The following is a 15,756-nucleotide window of genomic DNA, read 5'->3' as shown; positions in this document are numbered from 1 at the left end:
CATGTCTGACCTTAGCCCCCGCGAAATCGTTTATGAGCTCGACCGGCATATCGTTGGTCAGAAAGAGGCGAAGCGTTCCGTTGCCATCGCCCTTCGCAACCGGTGGCGGCGCCAGCAACTGGACGAAGGCCTGCGCGAGGAAGTCCTGCCGAAGAACATCCTGATGATCGGCCCGACCGGTGTCGGCAAGACCGAAATCTCACGCCGCCTTGCCAAGCTCGCGCATGCCCCGTTCCTGAAGGTGGAAGCCACCAAATTTACCGAGGTCGGGTATGTGGGCCGCGATGTGGAACAGATTATCCGCGACCTGATGGAGATCGCCATCAACATGGTTCGGGAAACGCAGCGTCAGGAGGTTGTGGCCAAGGCGGAAATCGCTGCCGAGGAACGGGTTCTTGACGCCCTCGTCGGCGAGAACGCATCAAGCGATACCCGCCAGAAATTCCGCAAGATGCTGCGGCAGGGCGAACTGGATGAAAAGGAAGTGGAACTGAACGTCGCCGACAATAGCGGCAGCGGCATGCCGACTTTCGAAATTCCGGGGATGCCCGGCGCCCAGATGGGCATGCTGAACCTGAACGACATCTTCGGGAAAATGGGCCCGCAGCGCACAAAGTCCCGGAAAATGTCCGTCCGCGAAAGCTACAAGGTCCTGATTCAGGAAGAAAGCGACAAACTGCTGGACGAGGAAAAGGTCGTTCAGGACGCCATTCATCTGGTCGAGAATGACGCTATTGTCTTTCTGGATGAAATTGACAAGATTTGCGCCCGCAGCGACCGTCAGGGTGCCGATGTCAGCCGGGAAGGCGTACAGCGCGACCTGCTGCCGCTGATTGAAGGAACCATTGTCAGCACCAAATATGGCACGGTCCGCACCGACCATATCCTGTTCATTGCCTCCGGTGCCTTCCATATTGCCAAGCCGTCCGACCTGCTGCCGGAATTGCAGGGACGGTTGCCGATCCGGGTCGAGCTTCGTGCCCTGACCAAGGATGATTTCAAACGCATCCTGACCGAGCCGGAAGCCAGCCTGATCAAGCAATATGTGGCCCTGCTGAAAACAGAGGGGGTCACCCTCAGTTTCACGGACGACGCCATCGAGGAAATCGCCTCCATCTCGGCCGAGGTAAATGCCACGGTCGAGAATATCGGCGCCCGGCGCCTGCATACGATCCTTGAACGCATTCTGGATGAAATCAGTTTCACCGCCCCGGATACCGCGGGTGCCAGCATTGAAATTGACGCCGCCTATGTAAAACAGCATCTGGGCGAACTGACCCAGAATATGGACCTGTCAAAGTTCATTCTCTGATCCGGTTTGGGGCGGGGCGGATGCCTCTGCTTCGCCCCAGTCCCGCCTCCCTTCCAGCCCCCTCTTTTACCATCCTGATTTTGCAATTCTTAACAGTTGTTTAACACTGTGACCGTAGGGTCTCCGCATCAGGTTTAGTAGAAGAGAAAACGTTATGAAAATCCTGTCCGAAGCCGAACTGGAAGAACAGTATGAAAGTGAAGCCCGCGATGAGGCCCGCGATGTGGTTTCCAGTCTGGAAATCCGGCTTCAGCAAATCCGGGGCGGTACACTGGATGGCAAGGAAGCCGCAAAACTACTGGCACAGGACGCTTCAAACCTGCGACTGAAGGCCCGCTCTGTCAATGTGCCCGGCCTGACCCCTCTCAGCTTGCGTCTTGATGAATATCTGGCCAATGCCAGCGAAATCAACGAACAGAATGTCACCGACCTGCAACGGTTTAGCGACCGCATCAGCGCCCTGCTGGACGGTGAACACCTGCAGGCCGAGGAAATCGCCAGCGTCGTTCGCGAACTGCCCCACAAAAGCAGCTTCGATGTTTCCGATATCACGGTCACCAATACCGAGGTTACCCTTGTTCTGCCCCAGCGCACAGCTGCCCGTGTGGTCGAACGGGAACTGGCGGCCTGCGGCTATCGGGTGACGACGGTTCTCAACCCGCTGGAAGCGCTTGAAATCATTCTGGAAACCAAGCCCGATCTGGTTATTACAACAGCCGTCATGCCCCGGCTTAGCGGGATCGATCTGGCCTGTGCCCTGACCAGTATGCCAGCCACAAAGGGAATTCCCGTTGCCGTCCTCACCAGTCTGGAGCCGAACCACCCGGACCTCAAGGCCCTACCCATGACTGTTGGGGTGATCCGGCGTGGCCCCCAGTTCGGTGCTGACCTTGCGGATACCCTGCAACGGTTCGCTATTACCTGATCACACAGCCCGGAGCCCACGCCCCTGATCTTGGGCCCCCAGATCATTTTCCGGTAAATTTGGCCGGGCGCTTTTCCGCAAGTGCCGCCTGCCCTTCCTTGAAATCCTCGGATTTGAGGCAGGCAAGCTGCGCCTCGCGGGCGGCGGCCTCATCAAAGCTGTAGCGGGCAATATCGTTCAAGGTGGCCTTCATCCCGCGAATGCTGAGCGGGGCCAGCTTTGCGATATCGGCGGCAAGGCTCGCGGTTCGGGCAGCCAAATCCTCGTCCTTGACCAGATAGTCAAGAAACCCGATTGTCTTCAGTTCTGCGGCGCTCATGGTCTCCAGCGCAAGGAACAGGCGCTTGGCAGGTCCAAGACCCAACCGGGAGACAGCCCGCACCATGCCGGTCGGGTGATAGTGAATGCCGATGCGGGCCGGCGGGACAAAGCATTTCATGCTTTCCACACCAATGCGGAAATCGCAAGCCAGCGCAAGGTCGGTTCCGCCGCCATAAACACCGCCGTTCAGGGAACAGATCACCGGAACCGGCGTTGCCTCAATGGCATTGGTCAGGTTTTCCAGCGGGTTGGCCCCGAAATCATAGTCCCCAAGTTCTCCCAGATTGGCGCCGGCACAGAAACTCCGCCCCTCACCGGTCAGGACCACAACCCGCAAGGCAGCATCCTCTGCCGCCTGTTCAAAGGCCTGCTGCAGGGCGGCCATTTCCTCCGGGTTCAGGACATTATGCTGTTTCGGCTTGTCCAGTGTGATGGTGAGAACGGAATCGTCGCGTTTGGTTGAGAAAAACGATGTCATGGGGACTTCCCTGAATTATTACTTTTCTTTGTGGTAGCATAGCTTGAGAGCATTTGACAAAGGCTCTGCCGCCCCTTACCAACAATTCCTGCACATACCAACCGGAAGAAGGATCAGTATGCGACGTCTGAAAATGGGCCTTTCCACCCTTCTCGGCCTCAAAAAGCAGGGATTTTTCATTCCCTACCGGTATGCGGACACCCATCCCCGCCCCGAGGACCGCAAACCTTACGCGGCGCTTCGGCAGGAAATGCAGAAACAGGAAGGGGCCTTTTCCTCCTTTCTTGAGGCCATTGAGGCCCGTCTGGAAGACCTGCGGAAATTTTCCGGCACCACACCCCCCCTGCCCCGTTTCGAACAGGACTGGTTTCCGCGGCTTGACGCCGCCGCCGCCTATACCATGGTGCGCGAGGAGCGGCCCAAGCGGATCATCGAAGTGGGGTCGGGCCACTCCACCCGCTTCATGATGCAGGCCATCCGGGATGGCAATCTGGACTGTCAGTTCACGGCCATTGATCCGGCCCCCCGCGCCGATATCAGCAGCCTGCCCCTGACCCTTGTGAACACCACCTTGCAACAATGCGACCGGTCCCTGTTCGAGACCCTTGAAGCCGGGGATATCCTGTTTATCGACTCCAGTCATATCGCCATGCCGGGCACCGATGTTGATATCCTGTTTCTGGATATCCTGCCCCGCCTGCCCGCCGGCGTGATCCTGCATGTTCATGACATTTTCCTGCCCGATGACTATCCCGCAAGCTGGGACTGGCGGGGATATAACGAACAACAGGTTGTCGCCCCCCTGTTTCTCGGGCGCGGCTATGATCTGCTGTTTTCCAGCGCCTATATAAGTCGTTACATGACAGAACGCCTCCATCAAAGCGGGATCAGCGATCTTCCCCTGCAGGACGGGGCGTTTGAAACAAGTATCTGGATGATCAAACGCGAATAACGAAAATATGATATTCTGTGACGGCATCATGAAGGATGGGGGAGCCATATATCCCGTATGATTGAACTGATCAGAAAGGCCGTTTTCGGCGAAACCACGGACGGACACCTGCCGGAACGGGTTCAGGTTGCCGTTCGAAAACAACAGGATCAGGCGGAAATCCTGATTGCCTGGGTGCAGTTGTTTCTGGTTCTTGTGTTCTGGATTCTCTATGCCCTGTCGCCCAAGACCTTCACTGCCGATGCGCTGTTCGCGCCTGTCCCCTACGCCCTGTCCGCCTATTTTCTGTTCTCCGTCATTCGAATTGTGGTTGCCACCCTGTCCCGATTGCCGGGCTGGTTCCTGACCCTGTCCGTCATTGCGGATATGTGTCTGCTGATGTTCCTGATCTGGAGCTTCCACATCCAGTATCAGCAACCCGCCTCTTTCTATCTGAAGGCCCCGACCCTTCTGTATGTGTTTATCTTCATCGCCTTGCGGGCCTTGCGGTTCGAAGTGGGATACCTGTTGCTGGCCGGGGTCATGGCGGCCCTTGGCTGGCTTGGCCTTGTGGGATATGCCGTCTTTCTGGACAATGGCATGTCCGAGATCACCAAGGATTATGTGCTTTATACCATGTCCCACAAAATTCTTCTGGGCGCGGAATTCGACAAGATCATCAGCATTCTGGTGGTTACCCTGATCCTTGGCCTCGCCATTTTCAGGGCCCGGCGTTTGCTGGTGAACTCGGTCGTTCAGGCAACGGCGGCGGCCGATCTCTCCCGGTTCTTCTCGCCAGAAATCGCCGAGAAGATCACCCATTCGGAAAGCTGGATCAAGCCCGGAACGGGACAGATGCGCCGGGCCGCCATCCTGCATTGCGATCTGGCCGGATTTACACGCTTTTCCACGGAGCATCCGGCCAACGAAGTCATTTCCCTTCTGGCCGAATATCAATCCCGACTGGTCCCCCTGATCCAGAAGCATGGCGGGACAATTGATAAATTTCTGGGTGATGGCATTCTGGCCACCTTTGGGGCCGCCGTCGAGACAGACCATTATGCCGCCGATTGCCTGTCCGCGCTGGAGGCCATGACCGACGAGATCAACCAGTGGACAAAAACCCGGCAACAGAACGGTCAGCCCCCGGTTATTGTCCGTTTTACCGCGACCTCAGGCCCTATCCTGTTCGGGGCCGTGGGTGATGACAGTCGGCTTGAATATACAGTCATTGGCGAGCCGGTGAATCTGGCCTCCAAGCTCGATAAACATGCAAAGCAGGAAGCCGCCACCGTCCTTGTCACCGACGAAACCTATCAAAAGGCACTGGCACAGGGATATGCCCCGGTCCTGACCCCGGAGGTCAGAACCGGGCGTGTTGTGGACGGCGTCAACGGCCCCATCGATCTTGTGGTCCTGAAAGACGGCCTTGATCTGGTGGAAACAGGCCCCACCGGATAGCACGCCTACTTGTAGGGGTCTGCCGCGTCCCGAAGCCCGTCACCAAGGAAGTTGAACGCCAGCACGATGATAATCACCGGCACCACCGGATACATCAGCCACGGCGTTGTCGCCACCGCGTTGATATTGGTGGTCTCGTTCAGCAATACCCCCCACGAGGTTATGGGCGGCCGCAGTCCCAGCCCCAGAAAGGACAGCGCCGTTTCGCCAAGGATCATGCTGGGCACCGCAAGGCTGGCGCTGGCAATCAGGTGACTGGCAAAGGACGGCAGCAGGTGCCGCCCGATAATGCGCGACGGACTGGCCCCCATCAGTTGGGCCGCCGTTGTAAAATCTTCCTCCCTGAGGGACAGGAATTTCGATCGCACCGCACGCGCCAGTCCCGGCCAGTCCAACAAGCCCAAAATAATGGTCAATCCGAAGAACACCAATATGGGCGACCATGTGACCGGCAGGGCCGCCGACAGCGCCAACCACAGGGGCAGTTGCGGCAGGGACTTCAGAAGTTCGATCAATCGCTGGATCACATTGTCGATCCAGCCCCCGTAATAACCGGATATCCCGCCCAGAATGATCCCCAATGTGAAACTGATCAAAATGCCGATCAGCCCGATGGTCAGGGATATCCGGGTCCCATAGATAATCCGGGACAGGATATCCCGGCCCAGACGGTCCGTCCCCAGCCAGAAGAAGGTGGCCCGGCGTTGATCGTCCGGGCAGACCAGATGGACGTTGGTTTCGAACATCCCCCAGAATTTGTAACTGTCGCCCCGGCAGAAATACCGCAGCGTATAAATCCGGCTGGTATCTTCCCGGTATTCCCGCCGCAGGGTGTCAAGATTCAGCTTCTGGCGATACCCGTACACAAACGGCGCCCGTAATTCGCCCTCATGGAAGATATGGATCGACTGGGGCGGCGCAAAGATATGCTTGGTATCCCGCGAATGCAGGTTATAGGGCGCCAAAAATTCGGAAAACAGGATCGACACATAGAACAGCAGCAGAATGATCCCGCTGATCACGGCCACCCGGTGCCGACAAAACTTCCACCACATCATGCGCCACTGGGACGCCATGTAGAATTTCTCCTGCTCAGGCGAAAGCTTTTCGACCGAATAGGGATCGAACGGGGCATTTGAATGCCAGTGTTCCAGCTTTCCGTTTCTGTCGCGGCTTGGAATCTCGCTCATTTCGTCGCCCCCCCGGAAAGACGGATGCGCGGATCAAGGGCCGCCAGCAACAGATCGGAAATAAACATGCCGATCACCGTCAGAAGCGCCAAAAACATCAGGAACGATCCGGCCAGATACTGATCCTGATTGCGAAGCGCCTCCAACAACATGGGGCCCGCCGTCGGCAGGCTGAGCACCGCACTCACGATCACCGAGCCGGAAATAACATCGGGCAACAGGTTGCCGATATCGGCGATGAACGGGTTCAGGGACATGCGGATCGGATACTTGACCAGGGCCCGAATGCGCGGCACGCCCTTGGCCTTGGCGGTCGTCACATACTGTTTCTGCAGTTCATCCAGCAGGTTGGCCCGCAAGCGCCGGATCATGGCCGCCGTACCGCTGGTCCCGATCACGATCACCGGAATGATCATGTGATCCAGCACCGACATGATCTTGTCCATGGACCACGGCTGATCGATATATTCCTCGTCCATCAACCCGCCGATCGAGATGCCGAAATAGACGTTGAAATAATAGAGCAGCACCATGGCCAACAGGAAGTTCGGCGTTGCCAGCCCCAGATACCCGATCAGGGTAAAACCATAGTCGCCGATGGAATATTGTCGGGTTGCCGAATAGACCCCAATGGGAAAAGCCACCAGATAGATGAAGATAACCGTCGAGAAATTGACCACGAAGGACAGCAGCATCCGGTCCCCCAGAACCTCGCTGACCGGCAGGTCATAGGCAAAGGAATGCCCCCAGTCCCCTTGCAAAAGGCCGGAAAAGCCGTTCGGGCCGGGCCAGAAGCCCATCCAGATGGCATATTGCTCGATCATGGGCTTGTCGAGAGAGTATTGCTCCCGATAGAAGGCGATCTTGGCAACGGCGGACGCGGATTCCCCTTGCGCCTTCAACTCCTGCAACTGGTTGGAAAGATAATCCCCGGGCGGAAGCTGGATAATCACAAATGTCAGGATACTGATCACCAACAATGTGGGGATCATGACCAATACCCTTTGTACAAAATACGTGAACATTCAGTGCCTTCCCCTATTCGCGATCAGCCCGGCCAATCCCCGCAGCCCCTGCTTTCCCTTTTTGCCCGCAAGGGTTACCCCCGCATAGCCCCCAAATTTCATTCCGCCTGCGTATCAAACCAGAACAGGTCAGGATGATAGATGCCGAAATGCGCCCCCGGATCCCAGTTGAAAATGGCCTTTTCCGGGACATTTTTCAGATGATTTTTGACCACGATCGGTTGCAGGATGCCCCCGACCAGCCCGATGCTGAATTGCTGATCCACATGGATATCCAGCATTTCCCGCCAAATTCTGGATCGCGCCTCATCCGTTCCGGCATAAAGCCATTCCGCATACAGCTCATTTAACCGAATGGCCGCCGGCATATCCGGTGCCTCACCGGACCGCCCCTTTGTTTCAAAGAACTGGCCCCATTTCGGCCATTGATAACTTTGCTGGCTGGTCGGTGCCAGAATGGCCGGGCTGGACCGCGGTGTGGGGGCGCCGTTCTCATACCCGGACCAGACGGACATGATGGTTTCCCCGGAAAAGATGCGGTTTCGGAAGACGGAACGCTGCGACGGCTTGGTATAAAGCTTCACCCCCACCTCGCGCCAGGAATCCCGGATCAGTTCCAGAACGTCCGTCTGCTCGGTACTTTCGCCGGCAGTCTCCACAATAATGGCCAACGGCTCCCCGTTCGGCAGCAGGCGAATGCCTTCCTTGTTTCTTGCCGTCAGGCCAATCTCGTCCAACAGGGCACTGGCCTTCTCAAGATCCAGACCGGACCAGCGTGTCCTGAGATCCTCACTGTAGAACACGCTTTGTTTCTGGACCGCATTATTGCCTTCCGACGCCAGCCCGAAAAACAGAACATCGTTAATCTCTTCGCGGTCAATGGCCAGCGACAGGGCCCGCCGGAACCGCACATCCCGCATCAGGTCCCGCCACATGGGATCACTGGCATTCAGGTTCGGATAGAGGGCGATATGAGACCCCCGCACAGTCGGCCACAGCAAAATTTTGTAGTCGGAACGCTTTTCATTCTCTTTCAGGAAGGTGGCGTCCTTCAGGTTCAGGGCCCGCGCCTGCAGGTCACTGTCCCCGGCGGCGGCCTTGGCGGAAATCAGCTTGCCTTCCGAAACGGACAGGATCATCCGGTCAATATAGGGAAGCTGCTTCCCCTCCGCATCGACCCGGTGGAAATAGGGGTTTCTCTCCCCGACGAACCGGTTGGCCGGGGCCGAGGTTGTGTTCTGCCAGGGTTGCAGAGTCGGCAGGTCCGGGTTGTCGAACTTGTAGACATTGTCCAGCCGGTTATGCTTGGACGCCCAGGCCTTGAACTTGATCCGCTGCACCTTGTTCATGCCCGACAGGTCAACATACTCTTCATGGAAGGGTTTCAGATAGTGGGCGGGGCGGTAGATCACCAGCGGCGCCGCACCCGCAAGATGGGGCAGGAAATTGGGGTTCGGCATGGACCATTCATAGCGCACCGTCACCTCGTCCGGGAAGGTCACCACCGGCATTTCCCCATCCACCAGAAGGGCCGCGGGCGGCCCGGCCGGTGACAGTTTCCGGTTATTGGCCACATCTTCCCACCAGTAGCGGAAATCCTCGGACGTGAACGGGGCGCCGTCGGACCAGCGATGCCCACGCCGCAGGGTGAAGGTAAAGATGCGCCCTTCCTCCACATCCAGTTTTTCAACGATATCCGGCTCGATTTCCAGCGCCGTATTATAACCCACCAGCCGGGCGTAGCCGTAGACAAACATCAGTTTGACATCGGCTGGCCGGTCGATCAGGGATCGCAGCTCGCCCCCATACCGGCCAATGGTCTGTCCGTCCAGAAGGGGAACAACCAGCGGGGTCTCGGGCAGGCGGTCCTGCATGGGCGGCAACGTGCCGTCAGCCACGGCCTGCTGGAAAAAGGGAATACTGGCAGGCTCCTGCGCCATGGCGGCGCCGGCCGGGAGCCCCCCGCCAATCAAGAGTGAAATGCCCAATAAAAGCCTGATCATGATGCCTGCAGCTCCGAAATCGATGTTCCTTCCTCGACACGGACGAAATGCCCTTCCCCGATATCCATCATAACAGGACTGCGATCCTGATCCACCGTAAAGGGATGGGGCCACAAGCCGGGATTGGAGGCTTTTTCCGACACCAGATGGGAAAAATCCAGTCTGTAATTGGGGTCCGGCTCCGGCACGGCGGCAAGCAGCCGCTTGGTATAGGGATGCACGGGATTGCGGAACAGCTCATCACGGGGTGCCGTTTCCACAAGACGGCCCTGACACATGACCGCAATCCGGTCGGCGATATAGTCCACCACGGCCAGATTATGGGAAATGAACAGATAGGTCAGCCCCAGTTCCTTTTGCAAATCCTTCAACAGGTTGAGGATCTGCGCCTGAATGGACACATCGAGCGCGGATACCGGCTCGTCACAGATCAGCAGATCCGGTTTCAGGGCCAGCGCCCGGGCAATGCCGATCCGTTGCCGCTGCCCCCCCGAGAAAGAATGCGGATACCGCCGCAGGAAGCGGACATCCAACCCGACAAGGTTCATCAGTTCCTTGACCGTTTCCTCCCGCTCCCGCTGGGTGCCGATATTGTGAATTACCAGTGGTTCCGAAATGATATCGAAGACGGTCATGCGCGGATTAAGCGACGAAAACGGGTCCTGAAAAATGAACTGAACCTTGTTGCGATAATCGAACAGGTCCTGCCCTTCCAGGGACAACACGTCCAGATCCCGCCCCCGGTCATTATAGGCAATGGACCCATCGGTGGCGGAAATGGCCCGCATGATCATCTTGGACAGGGTCGTCTTTCCGCAGCCGGATTCGCCCACCAGCCCAAGGCATTCGCCGGTCTTGATGAAAAAACTGACCTGATCCACCGCGGTCACGGTCTGCTTCTTGCCGCTGCCAAAGAAGGTTCCCTTACGGGTCTCGAAGGTCTTGGTCAGCTTGCTGACCTCCAGAATGGGTTTTTCTTCCTTGCCAATCGCCCCGCGGGGATTGGCCTGCTCCAGAAAGCGGCTGTTACGATCGCGCATGATCTCGCGGATCGGGGTCAGGCGCTCCCCCTCCTTCATGTGGAAGCGGGGCACCGCCTTCAGCAGGGCCTTCAGATACGGGTGCCGGGGGTCCTTGAAGATATCTTCCAGCGCCCCCTGTTCCATGACCTTGCCATGATACATGACCACCACTTCATCGGCCATGCTGGCCACCACCCCAAGATCATGGGTAATCAGCAGAATGGCCATTTTCAGACGTTTCTGCAGGGATTGCATCAGGTCCAGAATTTGCGCCTGAATGGTCACGTCAAGGGCTGTGGTCGGCTCGTCGGCGATAAGAAGCGCCGGATGGCAGATCATCGCCATGGCAATCATGGCCCGTTGGCGCAGCCCGCCGGACAGTTCAAACGGGTAACTGTGAACGGCTTCTTCCGGATTGGGGAAACCGACAAGGCGCAGCATGTCCCGCGTCAGTTCCAGCCCTTCCTCTTTCGTCTTGCGGTGATGCAGATGCAGGGCTTCGGAAATCTGGTTGCCGATGGTATGCAACGGCGACAGGGAGGTCATCGGCTCCTGAAAGATAATGGTGATCCGCCCGCCCCGAATGCTGCGCATTTCCCGGCTGTCCGGTTTCAACTTGGCGATATCGTAGAAGTTGCCGGGCTTCATGGGATCAAAGAAGATGATCTCGCCCTTGGTGATATGGGCGGTGCGCGGCAGGATGGACATGATGGCCTGACTGATCACCGACTTGCCCGAGCCGGATTCCCCGACCAGCGCCACCGTCTTGCCTTCCGGCACACGGAAGCTGACGCCGTCGACAGCCTTTACGGTTCCTTCAGCGACCCGAAACTCGACCTTCAAATCACGAACAAGCAACACATTTGACATCAGTTACTCTTTTCCACCTGAAAACCTTCTGATGATCCAGAGGCCGCCTCGGCGTTGTGATCCATAAATCCGAGCGCCGCCGCGTTGCGCGCCGTGACCGGATCAAAGCTCAGCCCCTTCTGTCGCGCTGCTCGCAGGCAGATCACCGCAAGTTCATCGAAGTCTTCAATCCCGGATTCCAGCTTCAAACGGACGCCATTCCCGCTCAACCTGAGATCAAACCAGCCTTTTTCCCCATCTTTGCGTGTCGAAAAATAGCGTAGCCTGACAGCCTCAAGTGCCTCCCAATTCAATGATCTGACCTGCACCCCGTCCCAGACAACAGCCTGCGCCGTAATCCTGATCCGGGCCCGGCTACGGAAAAACGTTCGAATTCCATAGACCACAAACAGGCAGAACATACTTCCCAACAGGTAAAGAATGACAGATGACGGCCCCAACAACAAGAGGGGAAGTAATGTGGCAATAATTCCGCCGCCCATCCGAATATATTCTTTCCGGATTTCTTGCGGAGAATACCTGAACACCTTCTCTTCCGGATGCGGTGATCCGGCTTCAGACAGGGCCATCCATCCTATCCTTTATCGGGAAGAACGCCGGGAAAATCATCGATCAGCGCCATGGCTCCCGGCAGGGTCAGCCAGCGGACAGCGCGGCGTGCGTTCAGAAAATCAAGAAGCTTGAAGCACAGCGTCCAGACATCCTCGTTATGGACAAGATGATGGGTCAAAAGGCCGGTCGGCTCCCACGGGTCCGCCAGCCCCTGACGGCGGGCCATCAGATGCTCGGTCACCAGCCGCAGGACATCCTGTTCCGGCACAGCCCCCCGATCGCCTTTCCAGAAGATGGGATCAACATGGGTATTCACCTCGGCCAGACCGGGGACCGGCAACGGGAAACGGCGGCTTTTATACCGGGACAGGCCGACAAATCCATGCTGCGTCAGCCCCGCCAGATAGGCATCATCAATGCGGTTCCACGGCGGGACAAAAACCGGCAGGAAATCTTCCTCGAACACATCCTTGAGGCGGGCCTGTCCTTGCAGGATATCCTCCAGCACCTCCTCATCATCGCGGGACGGCGGAAATTCAGATTTTTTCTCGCCCTCTTCGGCGAAATTCCGATGGAAAACGCCATGCTGCACCACATGGCACCCGTCCACAAGGTCAGCCAGCACCGGGTCCACCCGGTCCGGGATTACCGCCAGCGTCAGGGGAATGCCGAAATGGGACCGCAAGGACAACAGACGATCCAGCGCCTCTGTCGGCTCGTTCAGGTCATCATCCCGCCACCAGAAGGTGGCGACCCGCCCTTCTTCCTCCCAACGGTTGAGTTCTTCCTCAAGGGCGGTCCAGTAGTTCATGGGCGCTTATCCAGCCAGTGGTTCAGAAGGTCAACTGTCCGGGCCGCGCCGCCCACATCAATCCGGGCGCTGGTGGGTGGGCCCTGCAACGCCTCATCCACCCGGGCAGCCAGTATTTCAGGTGTCAAACCTGTTTCATCGGCCACATGCAGCACCCCCTTGGCGGCCAGCAGTTCAGCCCGCAGGGTCTGTTCCGTTTCCAGCCCGCCGGCATAGGGAACAATCACCGACCGACACTCGGCATGCAGAATTTCCATGACCGTATTATAACCGCCCTGACTGATCGACAGGGCACAATTCATCAGCAGGGTGGTGAAATCGGGGCGCGCCCGCTCGACAATCACACCTTCCGGGGCCTGCCCGGCGATATCATCAAACGTTGCCTGATCGACCGTTGTCCCGACCATCACCCGCCAGACCCGATCCCGAGCCGCCGTCAGGTGCCGTGCGGCCATGGCGGTTTTCAGCAATGTCTCCCCGACAGCCCCGCCGCCGCTTGAAACAATCACCTCTCCCGCACCGGGGGCATCATCGCCGCCCTTCACGCCGCTCTGGTCCACCACATATCCCGTATAGGCGATCCGGTCCCGGATCCGTTCCGTATGGGGGAAGGTCCGGTCCAGTGAAATCAGGTCGGGATCGCCGTGCACCAGAACATGATCGAAATAGCGCTCTACCAGCCCCAGCATTTCATCATTGCGTCCCGGCTTGGTCTGGGCCACCAGAATATCCCGGACCGACGAAATGATCAGCGGCGGCCGCGCAGCCGCCTTCGCCGCATCCAGCAGGGGCAGCAGTTCAAACCGCATCTGGCGGCGACCGAACGGAAACAGTTCGGTAATCAGGACATCCGGTTGCAGGTCCTGCCATGTCTGCAACAACAGACGGGCGCGGTTTTCCCGCCAACCGTCATCAATGTCGTTGCCCTCCTCGTCCACCAGTTGCTTGAAATACAGGTCCGTGGCGCGGGTGGCCGGAAGCTGGACAAGGCGTGCCCCGCCAAGATCGACACCGATCTTGTGCCCCCCGGACACCACCGTCACATCAAACCCGGCCTGTACCAATGTGCGGGACAGGGTGGCCGTGCGGCGCAGGTGACCAATGCCCAGCAGATGCTGTACATAAAACAGGATTTTGGGGCGCTCGGCTGGTTCGGTCATGTATTTTCCAGACTGATATTGAGACGGACCGGATGCACCTCACCCTTTCCGTCAATGTCAAAAAGATGAGCCGCGCTCCAGTCAAATTCCAAGGGAAATTTGTCCTTCATATCCCATTGATATGCAAGCGATTTAATGGCCCGGATTACACCCTTATGGGTTACGGCGACGGTGGGGGCGTCCAGCGCGGCAAGCCACGGCCGCAACCGTTCCTGCACCATACGGGGGCTTTCGCCGCCCGTGGGTTGCATATCCAGCCCCCGCGCCTCGTTCTGCTCCATGGCGTCGCCAAGGCGCTCCCGAAGGGTGGGGATGGTAAAGCCTTCCCAGTCCCCCCAATCCATTTCAATCAGCGTCGGCTCCACCCGAATATCCCGTCCCCCCAGCAGAACCGCTGTCTCCTGCGCCCGGACAAGCGGGCTGGAAACCCAGTTATAAGCCTCGAAACCGGCGGGGAGGCCGCGCCGCGACAACTCCTGCATCCCCTCCGGGCACAGGGGAATATCCCGCCGCCCCTGAAGTTTTTTCTGCAGGTTCCACGCCGTTTTTCCGTGCCGCACCAAAAGCAGGGGGATCATGACAGCACCTCGGTTATTTCTGTTTTCAGCAAATACGCCGCCTGTTGGATTGTCCGCTCTTCCCGGACGAACCGGCGCGCCGCCTGCCCCATACGGGTCCGCAGCGCGTCATCGGACAGCATTCGGGAAATCGCCGCGGCAAAGGCCGGCAGATCACCCGGCGGTGTCAACAAGCCGGTTTCGCCCCCCTTCACCACATCGGGAACACCCCGGATCGCCCCCGCGACCACCGGCAGGCCCTGCCGCTGGGCTTCCAGAAAGGCCATGCCATAGGCTTCCCCATGGGCGGGCCAGACATAAAGATCGGCCAACCGGTACCAGGCGGACAGGTTCCGTTCCACCTTGCCGATCCAGACCACATGATCCCGAACGGGTTCAAACAACGTACGGACTTCCTGTTCCTTCTCGCCGTCCCCGATGATCAGGATTTGCCAGTCCGTGCGGTCAAGCAACTGCAGGCTTTCCGCCAGTTGCTGGTAAGACACCATTTTATCCCCCGGCCGCATCATGGCCACGGACAGCAGCGTCTTGCGGGCCGGATCAAAGCGTCCCGCGGCGGGCTTGACCCCGTCCCGTTGCAGGTCCGGTCCGCCTTCATCCCCCGTTTCCGTCCCCAGAAAGGGCGGCAGAAAGACCAGTTTCCCGGCATCCGCCCCCACCACCGGCTCAAGACAGGCCCGGTCATGCCGGGTCATGTGGAACACCCGGCTGGCCTGCAAAAGTGCCGACCGGGCCGCCTCATAGTTCAGATGCCAGGGACCGTTTTCCTGTTTCGGGGCGTCGCTCGCCTCCGCCACCAGATAGGGAATATCAAGGGCGGCCGCCACCGCCGGGCCAATCCAGTCCGGTGCCTTGTGATACAGATGATAGGTAAACCACGCCCCCGGTCGGTCCGCCGCCCCGGCGCCCGACCACCGGGCAATCAGGCGTTCCGCCTCAATCCGGCTTTTCTCCCGTATCGCCTGCTGAAAGGCACCATCCCCCTGCCGATCAAAGGTGCGCAGCTCGGACGCAAGCTCCACGTCAAAGCCGGCCTCCTCCAGCGCGGCAGATATCAACCGGGCCACACGCCTGTCCCCGGACGGCTGTGGATGCCGCGGTGATTTCAAAGGCGCAT

Annotated in this window: 14 protein-coding genes; 4 read left to right on the top strand and 10 right to left on the bottom strand. The window is 58.4% G+C overall.

Annotated elements, in window-relative coordinates:
• The first annotated feature begins 1 nt into the window (after window position 1).
• Both hslU and FQB27_RS02360 read left to right on the top strand, forming a co-directional pair.
• The gene (gene hslU / locus FQB27_RS02365; RefSeq protein ID WP_169559260.1) at window positions 2-1,312 is read left to right on the top strand and encodes an ATP-dependent protease ATPase subunit HslU; all 1,311 of its coding nucleotides are present in this window, start codon (window positions 2-4) and stop codon (window positions 1,310-1,312) included.
• Between the two features lie 154 nt (window positions 1,313-1,466).
• Window positions 1,467-2,237, top strand: coding sequence for a response regulator (locus FQB27_RS02360; RefSeq protein ID WP_169559259.1), 771 nt, complete (start codon window positions 1,467-1,469; stop codon window positions 2,235-2,237).
• Window positions 2,238-2,280: 43 nt separating this feature from the next.
• Here FQB27_RS02360 and FQB27_RS02355 read toward each other — a convergent pair whose 3' ends face one another.
• The gene (locus FQB27_RS02355) at window positions 2,281-3,036 is read right to left on the bottom strand and encodes an enoyl-CoA hydratase/isomerase family protein (RefSeq protein ID WP_169559258.1); all 756 of its coding nucleotides are present in this window, start codon (window positions 3,034-3,036) and stop codon (window positions 2,281-2,283) included.
• A 118-nt stretch (window positions 3,037-3,154) separates the two neighbouring features.
• Between FQB27_RS02355 and FQB27_RS02350 the strand changes: the two genes are divergently transcribed.
• Both FQB27_RS02350 and FQB27_RS02345 read left to right on the top strand, forming a co-directional pair.
• Entirely contained in the window at window positions 3,155-3,988 is an 834-nt protein-coding gene (locus tag FQB27_RS02350) for a class I SAM-dependent methyltransferase (protein ID WP_206374214.1), read from the top strand.
• Window positions 3,989-4,045: 57 nt separating this feature from the next.
• Window positions 4,046-5,428 carry an adenylate/guanylate cyclase domain-containing protein gene (locus tag FQB27_RS02345; RefSeq protein WP_169559257.1) on the top strand — a complete coding sequence of 461 codons (1,383 nt, stop codon included), beginning with the start codon at window positions 4,046-4,048 and terminating at the stop codon, window positions 5,426-5,428.
• Between the two features lie 5 nt (window positions 5,429-5,433).
• On the opposite strand, the gene FQB27_RS02340 is transcribed toward FQB27_RS02345, so the two are convergent.
• The 9 genes from FQB27_RS02340 to FQB27_RS02300 all read right to left on the bottom strand — a co-directional run bounded on the left by FQB27_RS02340 (window position 5,434) and on the right by FQB27_RS02300 (window position 15,706).
• Complete coding sequence (locus tag FQB27_RS02340) at window positions 5,434-6,618, bottom strand: ABC transporter permease (protein ID WP_169559256.1); 1,185 nt, start codon at window positions 6,616-6,618, stop codon at window positions 5,434-5,436.
• On the bottom strand, window positions 6,615-7,643 hold the full coding sequence (locus tag FQB27_RS02335; RefSeq protein WP_169559255.1) for an ABC transporter permease: 1,029 nt from the start codon (window positions 7,641-7,643) through the stop codon (window positions 6,615-6,617). The genes FQB27_RS02340 and FQB27_RS02335 overlap by 4 nt, the downstream gene beginning before the upstream one ends.
• 98 nt (window positions 7,644-7,741) lie before the next feature.
• A complete protein-coding gene (locus FQB27_RS02330) occupies window positions 7,742-9,646 on the bottom strand; it encodes an ABC transporter substrate-binding protein (RefSeq protein WP_169559254.1) in 1,905 nt (634 codons plus the stop codon).
• Window positions 9,643-11,538 (bottom strand): ABC transporter ATP-binding protein, encoded by a 1,896-nt coding sequence (locus FQB27_RS02325; protein WP_169559253.1) that lies wholly within the window; start codon window positions 11,536-11,538, stop codon window positions 9,643-9,645. The genes FQB27_RS02330 and FQB27_RS02325 overlap by 4 nt, the downstream gene beginning before the upstream one ends.
• Complete coding sequence (locus FQB27_RS02320) at window positions 11,538-12,107, bottom strand: hypothetical protein (RefSeq protein ID WP_169559252.1); 570 nt, start codon at window positions 12,105-12,107, stop codon at window positions 11,538-11,540. Before FQB27_RS02320 ends, FQB27_RS02325 begins: the two co-directional genes overlap by 1 nt.
• A 5-nt stretch (window positions 12,108-12,112) precedes the next feature.
• Window positions 12,113-12,901, bottom strand: coding sequence for a polysaccharide deacetylase family protein (locus FQB27_RS02315; RefSeq protein ID WP_169559251.1), 789 nt, complete (start codon window positions 12,899-12,901; stop codon window positions 12,113-12,115).
• Window positions 12,898-14,061, bottom strand: coding sequence for a glycosyltransferase family protein (locus FQB27_RS02310; RefSeq protein ID WP_169559250.1), 1,164 nt, complete (start codon window positions 14,059-14,061; stop codon window positions 12,898-12,900). Before FQB27_RS02310 ends, FQB27_RS02315 begins: the two co-directional genes overlap by 4 nt.
• On the bottom strand, window positions 14,058-14,639 hold the full coding sequence (locus FQB27_RS02305; RefSeq protein ID WP_169559249.1) for a histidine phosphatase family protein: 582 nt from the start codon (window positions 14,637-14,639) through the stop codon (window positions 14,058-14,060). Before FQB27_RS02305 ends, FQB27_RS02310 begins: the two co-directional genes overlap by 4 nt.
• Window positions 14,636-15,706 (bottom strand): glycosyltransferase family 4 protein, encoded by a 1,071-nt coding sequence (locus FQB27_RS02300; RefSeq protein WP_206374212.1) that lies wholly within the window; start codon window positions 15,704-15,706, stop codon window positions 14,636-14,638. Before FQB27_RS02300 ends, FQB27_RS02305 begins: the two co-directional genes overlap by 4 nt.
• Window positions 15,707-15,756 lie beyond the last annotated feature (50 nt).

It is taken from the genome of Sneathiella chinensis (genome assembly GCF_012720115.1).
In the GTDB taxonomy this organism is placed as follows: Bacteria; Pseudomonadota; Alphaproteobacteria; order Sneathiellales; family Sneathiellaceae; genus Sneathiella; species Sneathiella chinensis.
The sequence above is the reverse complement of the archived record's forward strand: the minus strand, read 5'-3'. Positions and strand labels throughout refer to the sequence as shown.